We start from the raw sequence: 405 nt of genomic DNA, 5'->3' as shown, positions 1-405 counted from the left end.
GCGTTAAAACGCCCAAAATTAACGGAACCAAACAAAACAAAATTAGATTGCGAACGATAGTTTCCTTTGATTCTAATAATTTAAATTCGGATTGCGGAGAGCGGACGAGCAGAAATGCAAAGAGCGGCGCGATTAGCAAAACTTCGGTGCGATTGCCAAAAGCCAGGGCGAAAAAACAACCGGTCAGAAAAGCATTGCGGCGAACGACGGCAAAATAAATCGCGCCTAGCTCGCCGAGCACCGTCAAACCGAGAGCGACGTGCCACGCGCCCGCCATCATTAAATTCGTCCACATCCACGTGCCGAACAAAATCGCCAGCACGAGCAGTAATTTTTTTGGCGCGGTTAAATTATAGCTTTGAGCAATTAGAATCAGAAACAAACAAATTAAGCCGGCTGTTAGCG

At 46.7% G+C, this 405-nt stretch carries 1 protein-coding gene; it reads right to left on the bottom strand.

Going from position 1 to position 405, the window contains the following annotated elements:
- On the bottom strand, positions 1-405 hold a 405-nt coding region (locus D7Y13_RS46615; protein ID WP_158626259.1), incomplete at both ends, for a hypothetical protein.

The organism is Corallococcus praedator (genome assembly GCF_003612125.1).
Lineage (GTDB): Bacteria > Myxococcota > Myxococcia > Myxococcales > Myxococcaceae > Corallococcus > Corallococcus praedator.
This window is presented reverse-complemented; position numbering and strand designations above follow the sequence as displayed.